Source organism: Streptomyces sp. NRRL S-495 (assembly GCF_000966955.1).
Taxonomy (GTDB): domain Bacteria; phylum Actinomycetota; class Actinomycetes; order Streptomycetales; family Streptomycetaceae; genus Kitasatospora; species Kitasatospora purpeofusca.
The window spans coordinates 1-7,665 of sequence record NZ_JZWY01000233.1 but is presented as its reverse complement, the minus strand read 5'-3'; the positions used below and the strand labels follow the sequence as shown (position 1 = coordinate 7,665).

Here is a 7,665-nt window from a genome sequence, read left to right as displayed (position 1 = left end):
CCCCGGGCCCGGTGGCCGGACCGCCCGCGCCGTCCACCGGATGGACCGTCACCGGCATGCCCGCCATGGGCGGCGCGCCCGTCGTCCCGGCCCCGGCCGGCGCGACGCCGCTGCCGTTCACCGTCCCCGGCGCCACCCCCGCGCACGGCCTGCCCGGCATCGGCGGCGGCCTGGGCAGCGGCCCGCGCGGCCGGATCCTGGTCGTCGAGGGCGGCTACGGCTCCTCCGGCCGCCGCACCTGGGGCCGTGGCGGCCCCGCCCAGGCCCCGGTGCTGTCCGCGATGCTCGCCGCCGTCTCCCCGCAGGTGCTGCTGGCCGCCGACACCGTCGACGCCGTGCACCTCCCCGGCGCCAGCGACCCGCACACCGTGCTCGCCCACCTGCGCGCCGCCGCCCGCCACCCCGGACCGCTGCTCGTCCACTTCGGCGGCCACCTGCTCGCCGACAAGCGCGGCGGCCAGCTCCACCTCACCCTGCGCGACTCCAAGCCCGGCAGCATCCGTCAGGACGGCCTCGCCTGGCAGTCGATCGCCGGCGAGCTGCGGCACCGCCCGGCCGAGTGGCAGACCCTGGTCGTCGCCGACCTGAGCGCCGATCAGAACGCCTGGTCGCTGCTCCAGGGCGACCTCGCGTCGCTCAGCGAGGGACTGCCGCTGTGGGCGGTGGTCAGCCCCGACCCGGACCAGATCGGCACCTTCACCCGTGCGCTGATCGAGGCCCTGCACGGCGGCCGTCCGGGCGGCGAGGCCGTCCTCGCGCCGGAACAGCTGCGCCACCAGGTCTACTCGGTGCTCCGCCCGGACGTGATCGTGGTCAGCACGCACGCCCCGGACCGCCCGTTCTTCCGCAACACCGCGCGGCGCGGCGAGGGAGCACCGACCGAGTACACCCCGTACGAGGCCCCGAGCCCGGCCGCCGTGCTGCCCCGCCCGGCCGCGCCGGACGAGGTCACCTGGGACGACCGGCCCTGGGGCGAGTCGCCCCGGGACGCCGCCGTCCCGCAGGACGCGGTGCCGGCGCCCCGCCCGGCCGTCACCCTGGACAAGCCGGCCGCTGCCGCCCCGGCCGGTGCTGCCCCGGCTGATGCCGCCCCAGCGCGGCCGTCCGACAGGCCGGTGAACCTGCTCAAGCCCGGCGTACCGCCCACCCCGCCGCTCCCGCCGCACCCGGTCGACCTCCGGAAGGCCGGCGCCTGGCAGCCGGTGGCCCCGGAGCCCGAGGCCGAGGTTGTGCCCGAGCCCGGCCCCGAAGCCGAGGTCGTGCCCGAGCCTGTCGAGGAACCGGACCCCACCGCCGCCGCCCCGGCGGACGCGCCGCCCACCGAGGCCGAGCCCGAGGACGCCGAGCCCGAGGACGCCACCGAGGACCCCGAGCCGGAGGCTGCCTCCGAGCCCGAGCCCGAGGCCGAGCCCGAGGCTGCACCTTCGCCCGTCGCCGCACCCGAACCCGCCCCCGCGCCGGAGCGCTCCGAGCCCCGCGCCGACTACCGCGAGGTGATCGGCCGGATCGTCCGAAGCGCCGACGCGGGCGACCACGCGGCCGCCACCGACCTGGCCTTCGCCCTGGAGCTGGAGGCGATCGCCGAGCACGGCCCGGTCTCCGCACCCGTCCTCCAGGTCCGGCAGGTCCGCGCCCACGTGTCCCGGCTCGCCGGCCGGACGGCCGAGGCCGCCGGCATCTACCGCGAGGTCGCCCTGACCCTGCTCCGCAGCGAGGGGCCCGAGCACCCGGAGACCCAGCACGCGGCGACCAACGCGGAAGCCTGCTGGCGGGCGATCCCGGACCGCGCCGAGGCCCTGCGGATCGCCCCGGAGATCATCGAACTGCGCGCCCACCTCCCGGGCCCCGACGGCCGCAAACTCCGCGCCGCCGAACGCCACCTCGCCACCCTCGCCGGCCCCCGCCCCGACCCCGCCTGACCGGCGATGGGTTTCTGGTCGACGTGGCGGGAGAACCGCCGCTCCGTCAAGGGCTCGCTGCGGACCGGTGAGCCCTGGCCGGAGGCGGACCTGTCGGAGTTCGTCGCGGCGATCGAGGCGTCCGGACTCTTCGAGTCGGTGGAGGTGGCGCCGGTCGACCCGCCGCGACTCGTCGACATCTACTTGGAGGCACCCACCGGCCACTACTTCGTCGTCATGGTCACGGACGGCTCCGACTCCTGCCGGATCATCTGCGACGCCTACGTCTTCGACTGGGTTCCGACGTGCCTGGCGCTGGAGTTCCTCCGGACCGTCATGGCCGGCGAGATCGAAGTGGAGTTCTCGACCTCGCGCCGCCGGGTGGTGCTGGGCGTCCCACTGACCGGTGAGGGCACCTGGCGGGAGTCCCGCTGGTTCCACGGCGACCTCGAGCCGTGGGAGACCCGGGCGATGGCGCGCGACCGAACACCCACGCCCTGACGGACACCGGCCGCGTCGTATGCTCGTCCGCTGTGGACGACGCCGAGCTGACGAAGCTCACGACGATACCGATGACCAGCAAGAATGCCCGGATGCTGGAGCGGACGGCCCGCCGTCGGCTTCGGCGCGACGGGGCGGCCTTCGTGGCGGCCCTCGGCATCGGGTTGGCACAGCGGCACCGCTCGGAGCCGGCCGGCTCCGACGCATCGGCGGCGTTCGACGACCTCTTCGACCACCTGGTGCGCCTGCTGGCGGTGACCCGCGGACCCGGGCACGTCGACGAGCTGCTGCGGCTGCTCGCCGCAGGCAGGCCGGACGATCCGGAGCACGACCGCTACGTGGCCTCGCTGCTGGCGTCCTGCCAACGGCCCGCCGACCTCGCCCCGGTGTACGAGGAGGGGGTCGCCGCCTCCGAGGAGTTGCGGGCCTGCCTGCTGCACGAGCTGGTGCTCCGGGGTGCCCCGGTGGCGGAGACCCCGGGCATCGCCTCGTGGGCGACCTCCCCGCACTGGCGCGACCACCCGTTGGCCGCGCTGCCGCTGGTGCCGGCGGAGCCGGAACGGGAACCGGACCTGCCGGCCTACTCCGTCGACGGCAGCAGCTGCGGGTTCCCCTACCCGGACCCGGAGGAGCGCCACCCGGCACCCCGGCCGGTTGCCGCGCCGGTGGCGGCGGTGGTGGAGACGACGACCGCTGCCACCGCCCGGGCGATGGCGTCGGCGGTGGCGAACTGGGCCGACCACCCGGAGGAGCCGGAGGGCCGCGTCGAGGCGCGGACCTTCGCCTTCCCGGAGCCCCTGGAGCCCGACGCCGTGCCCGGCACACTCGTCGCGCTGGGCCTGGACTGCTTGGCGGACCTGGGGGAGCTGCCGGAGCCCGGGCGGAAGACCGCGTTCGGGGTGGTCCCCGTCGAAGCGGCCGAGGTCTGGCGGTTGCTCTTCGCCGCCTCCTCCAGCGGCGGCGCGTACGACTCGGCCTGCTACGGCGCCTACGGACGGCTCCACGCCTGGCGATCCCTCGCCGCCCTCGCCGGGGCGCCGCCGGACGCCCCGCCGAGCGAGGTGGAGGCCCACGTCCGGGCGTGCGCGTGGTACCGGTTCGGCGCGGAAACTCCGTGGTTCCACCGGGTGGTCTGGGACCTGGGCGTGTTGGCGGTGTCTCCGGACCGCCGCCTGGCCGTCCTGGCAGCAACGACGACCGACTGACGCCGTGCCGGAGTGGGAAGTCGGACCGCCTGACTTCCCACTCCGGCCACGGTCCCGGCGAATGCTCCAGGGCCAGAACGGTTCACCGATGACGTGCGAAAACGCCTTCCCGGGGTGGCCCGGGGCCGTTTCCGGCGTTCGTTCGGGCAAGTCGGTTTGTCGGGCCGTGCTGTGGCGGCTGCCCCGCCGGTCAGTCGGTGCCTTCGACGATGCGGAAGTCGCGCTCGTAGCCGTCGGGGAGGGCCACCAGCGCCTTCTGGTACGCCTCGCTCTCGTATGCCGCGACGGCCTGTTCGAAGCTGTCGAACTCGATCAGAACGGCGCGTTGCGTGATTCCGGCCTCGTGGGCGACGACCCGAGTGCCACGGGACAGGACGCGCCCGCCCCCGGCCCGGACAGCCGGACCGGCCAGCTCGTTGTAGGCAGTCAGCCTCTCGGGGTCGGAAATGGCGGGGTAGACACTGACCCAGTAGCCCTTGGCCATGGAAGCCTCCTGTGGTCGGCCGGACATGTCCGACGTCGAATTGACACTCGGATCGATCGATCCCGGCGACGACCACTGCGGTCGGTGGAATCGTCGTACACGCAGGCTAGGACTTGATGTGCGGCCGAGGGAAAGACCGGTACGGGATAGGCTCAGAACGGATCGTTATCAATCGGCAGGGAGGGTGCGTGCCGCCGGATACGGTGAGCCTGCGGTACTTCCTGGTGCTGGCACAGGAGTTGAACTTCACCCGCGCGGCCGCACGGATCGGTGTCGCCCAGCCCGCACTCAGCGCCCGGATGCGCCGCTTGGAGTCGGAACTCGGTACGGCCCTGCTGGTCCGCAACACGCGCAGCGTCGTACTGACCACGGCCGGTGCGGCTCTGGCGGAGTCCGCGCCGTCCGCGCTGGCGGCGCTGGACCGGGCATGGGACACCGCCCGGAGCGCGGCGGCCGGTGAACTGGGCACGCTGCGCATCGGATACAGCCTCAGCACCGGGGCCGGGACGGCACCGGCCCTGGTGGACAGGCTGATCCGCGGCAACAGCGGACTCGAGGTCGGCGCGGTCCCGATGGCGACACCGGAGATCTCCCCCGCGGTCGCCGACGGCCGCATCGATGCCGGGATCACCCGCGGTGAACAGCCGGGCCGTGGCGTGCGCCGGTTCCTGCTGCGGCGTCTGCGTGTCGGGGTCCAGCTGGCGCAGCACCATCCGCTGGCCGAACAGCCGGAGATCGAGATCGCCGACGCGGCCGCGTATCCGCTGCGACTCCCGGACCGTGCGGCCAACCCCGTGGTCCACGATCAGCTGTCCGCACTGTTCCGGGACATCCGACCGCACCCCCGGCTCCACACGCCCGCCGTCTCTTTCGACATGTCCCAGCGCGACCTGCGCGACGGGGTCACCCTCGCCCCGGCCGGAGAGGCCGCGCTCACGGCACAACCGGCCGGTCTCACCTGGCGACCACTGCGAGGCGCGCCCGGCCTGACGATCCACCTGGTCCTCCCGCAGGAGCAGTCGCCGCTGCACCGCCGCATCCGTGCCGTCGCCGAAGCCCTGGCGCACGAGCTGCACTGGCTGCCGGACTGACGCGCAGGGGGCCGAGCGGGACGGACGCCTGCGGTGGCGGGGCCGAGGACCCCGCGCCCGAGGCGGTCGGAGGTGCGGGCCGTTCGCCGGTCCGGCGGCCGTTGGCCCGTGGGGCTGTCAGTGGTCGCCCGCCGGGGCGAAGGGCCCGTCCAGGGCCGCCCATTGCAGGAGCAGGACGGTCTTCCCGTCGGTGATGCGTCCGTCGCGGGTCATGGCGAGGGCCTGGGCGAAGGGCAGTTCGAGGACTTCGATGTCCTCGCCGTCCTCCTCGAGTCCGCCGCCGGGACCGGTCCGGTCGGCCGGTGTGTAGGGGGCGGCGAAGAAGTGGAGGCGTTCGGTGACGGAGCCGGGGCTCATGTAGGCGTCGAGGACGTGGGTGAGCGGTCCGAGGGTGACGCCGAGCTCCTCGGCGCTCTCGCGTCGGACGGCGGCGGGCGGGTCGTCCGCGTCGAGCAGGCCCGCGGCGGCTTCGACGAGCATGCCGTCGGGGTGGTCGTTGACGTACGCCGGGTAGCGGAACTGGCGGGTGAGCAGGACGCAGCCGCGTCCGGTGTCGTAGGGCAGGACGACGGCGCCGTTGCCGCGGTCGTAGGTCTCGCGCTGCTGGGTCTCCCAGCGTCCGTCGCGGCGGCGGTAGTCGAAGGTGGTGCGCCGCAGGACGTGCCAGCCCTGGGAGGTGAGCTCGACGCCGCGGACCCGGATGTCGGGGTTGCGGTTCAGGCCGTGTCCGGCCCGGTCGAGGCCGGTGCGGCCGCGGTGGTCGGGGGCGTCGATGCCGGGGTGGCCGGTCACGTGGTCTCCTGCGGGGCGCGGCGGGGGATCTCGGTCACGTCGTGGTAGACGGGCAGGCCGAGGCGGCGGGCGGTGGCGACGTCCTGGTCGGCTCCGACCGAGTCGCCGGGCAGGCGCAGCACGGCGTCGCAGTGCGCGAGCAGACGGTCGGCGGTCGGGTGGAGCACTTGGTCGGCGAGGGGGTCGGTGGGGCCCGCGCCGGCGGAGCGCAGGACGGGCAGGGCTATCCACTCGCCGATCACGGGCAGGTGGCCGGTGGCGAAGACGGGCCAGGCGGCGGCTTCGAGGCGGGCGAGGTTGGCGGCCATGGCCTGCGGGTCGCCGTCGGTGCCGGAGCGGTAGGGACCGGCGATCAGGACGAGCATGGGCTTGTCGGTCATGGAGCGCTACGATACATGCAGAAACGTGCAAGAACAGGAGAGAATGCGGATGCTGGCTGCTGAACGGCGTGAACACCTGCTGGGCCTGCTGGCCCGAGAGGGCAAGATCGTCGCCAAGGACGTCGCTGCCGAGCTGGGAATCTCCGAGGACAGCGTGCGACGCGACCTGCGCGACCTCGCCGCGGACGGACTGTGCCAGCGGGTCTACGGCGGCGCGCTTCCCGCCTCACCGGCGGTGGTGGACTACGCAGCCCGGCAGGGCGTGGCCCCGGACGGCAAACGGAAGGTCGCCGCCGTGGCCGCCGCTCTGGTGCCGCCGGGCGGCACGCTGATCCTCGACGGCGGCACCACCGCCCTCGCGGTCGCCCAGGCACTCCCGCAGGACCTGGCCTGCACCGTGATCACCCACAGCCCGACGATCGCCGTGGCCCTGCTCGGTCATCCGCAGGCGGAGCTCTTCCTGCTCGGAGGCCGGATCTTCAAGCACTCGGCGGTCGCCTGCGGCGCCGCCGCGGTCGAGGCCGCGCAGCAGGTCTCCGCCGACCTCTGCCTGCTCGGCGTCACCGGCGTGCACCCCGAAGCGGGGCTGACCACCGCCGACGCCGAGGAGGCCGCGATGAAGCGCGCCCTGGCCGCACGGGCGGCGGACACCTACATCCTCGCCTCCTCCGAGAAGATCGGTACCGCCTCGCGGTTCCGCGTCCTGCCCTGGGAGAAGGTCAGCGGACTGATCACCGACGCCGACCCTCATGATGCAGTCGTCGAGGAACTCAAGGCGCTCGGAGTGGAAGTCCTGCCGGCCGACTGACAGTTGCAGGCCGACACGGGACCACGAACCGGCCGGAACCGGACGGTCGGTCCCCTTGAGCCCCTGCGGGCCGACGCGGAGCAGGGTGGCGCGCGCCCGGCGTGCGGGGGCGGGGGAGAGGTGCGGCCCGGGACTGCGCCCGGGCCATGGCCCCGGTGGCGGTGGCGAGCTGGGCCGACCACCCGGAGGAGCCGGAGGGTCGCGTCGAGGCGCGGACTTTCGTCCTCACGGAGCCGCACCGGCTGCTACGGAGCCTACGGACAGTTCCACGCCTGGCGCTTGCTGACCGCACCCGCCGGGGCGCCGACGGACGCCCCGGCGAGCAAGGGTGGCGGCCCACGTCCGAGCCTGCGCGCGGCACCGCTTCGGCGCGGACGCCCCGTAGTTCCACCGAGTGGTCTGGGACCTGGGCGTGTTGGAGGTGTCCCCGGACCTCCGCAGCTTGGCCGTCCTGGCAGCGACGACGACCGACTGACGAGCCGTCGGAGTGGGAAGTCGGCCCACCC

The 7,665-nt window shown here is 74.5% G+C and carries 8 protein-coding genes and 1 pseudogene; 6 read left to right on the top strand and 3 right to left on the bottom strand.

Features of this window, described 5'->3' with window-relative positions; all coding sequences use genetic code 11:
• From VR45_RS42300 to VR45_RS13815, 3 genes and pseudogenes are all read left to right on the top strand, one after another.
• Positions 1 to 1,919 (top strand): annotated as a pseudogene (locus VR45_RS42300) (hypothetical protein); the annotation flags it as partial.
• A 6-nt stretch (positions 1,920 to 1,925) separates the two neighbouring features.
• Positions 1,926 to 2,399: a hypothetical protein gene (locus VR45_RS13820; protein WP_045940031.1), complete on the top strand. Its 474-nt coding sequence runs from the start codon at positions 1,926 to 1,928 to the stop codon at positions 2,397 to 2,399.
• Between the two features lie 71 nt (positions 2,400 to 2,470).
• Positions 2,471 to 3,604 carry a DUF6183 family protein gene (locus tag VR45_RS13815; protein WP_045940033.1) on the top strand — a complete coding sequence of 378 codons (1,134 nt, stop codon included), beginning with the start codon at positions 2,471 to 2,473 and terminating at the stop codon, positions 3,602 to 3,604.
• Positions 3,605 to 3,794: 190 nt separating this feature from the next.
• Here the strand turns inward: VR45_RS13815 and VR45_RS13810 are convergent, their stop codons facing one another.
• Complete coding sequence (locus VR45_RS13810; RefSeq protein WP_045940030.1) at positions 3,795 to 4,088, bottom strand: DUF1330 domain-containing protein; 294 nt, start codon at positions 4,086 to 4,088, stop codon at positions 3,795 to 3,797.
• Between the two features lie 188 nt (positions 4,089 to 4,276).
• Here VR45_RS13810 and VR45_RS13805 point away from each other — a divergent pair, with 188 nt between their 5' ends.
• The gene (locus tag VR45_RS13805) at positions 4,277 to 5,179 is read left to right on the top strand and encodes a LysR family transcriptional regulator (RefSeq protein WP_045940029.1); all 903 of its coding nucleotides are present in this window, start codon (positions 4,277 to 4,279) and stop codon (positions 5,177 to 5,179) included.
• A gap of 117 nt (positions 5,180 to 5,296) precedes the next feature.
• Here VR45_RS13805 and VR45_RS13800 read toward each other — a convergent pair whose 3' ends face one another.
• Together VR45_RS13800 and VR45_RS13795 are read right to left on the bottom strand one after the other, a co-directional pair.
• Positions 5,297 to 5,971 carry an NUDIX domain-containing protein gene (locus tag VR45_RS13800; protein ID WP_045940028.1) on the bottom strand — a complete coding sequence of 225 codons (675 nt, stop codon included), beginning with the start codon at positions 5,969 to 5,971 and terminating at the stop codon, positions 5,297 to 5,299.
• Positions 5,968 to 6,351: an NUDIX hydrolase gene (locus tag VR45_RS13795; protein WP_045940027.1), complete on the bottom strand. Its 384-nt coding sequence runs from the start codon at positions 6,349 to 6,351 to the stop codon at positions 5,968 to 5,970. Before VR45_RS13795 ends, VR45_RS13800 begins: the two co-directional genes overlap by 4 nt.
• A gap of 49 nt (positions 6,352 to 6,400) precedes the next feature.
• Here VR45_RS13795 and VR45_RS13790 point away from each other — a divergent pair, with 49 nt between their 5' ends.
• Positions 6,401 to 7,159, top strand: a complete 759-nt coding sequence (locus VR45_RS13790) for a DeoR/GlpR family DNA-binding transcription regulator (RefSeq protein ID WP_045940032.1) — start codon at positions 6,401 to 6,403, stop codon at positions 7,157 to 7,159.
• A 394-nt stretch (positions 7,160 to 7,553) separates the two neighbouring features.
• Positions 7,554 to 7,634: a DUF6183 family protein gene (locus VR45_RS50550; RefSeq protein WP_353612689.1), complete on the top strand. Its 81-nt coding sequence runs from the start codon at positions 7,554 to 7,556 to the stop codon at positions 7,632 to 7,634.
• The last annotated feature ends 31 nt before the right edge of the window (positions 7,635 to 7,665 follow it).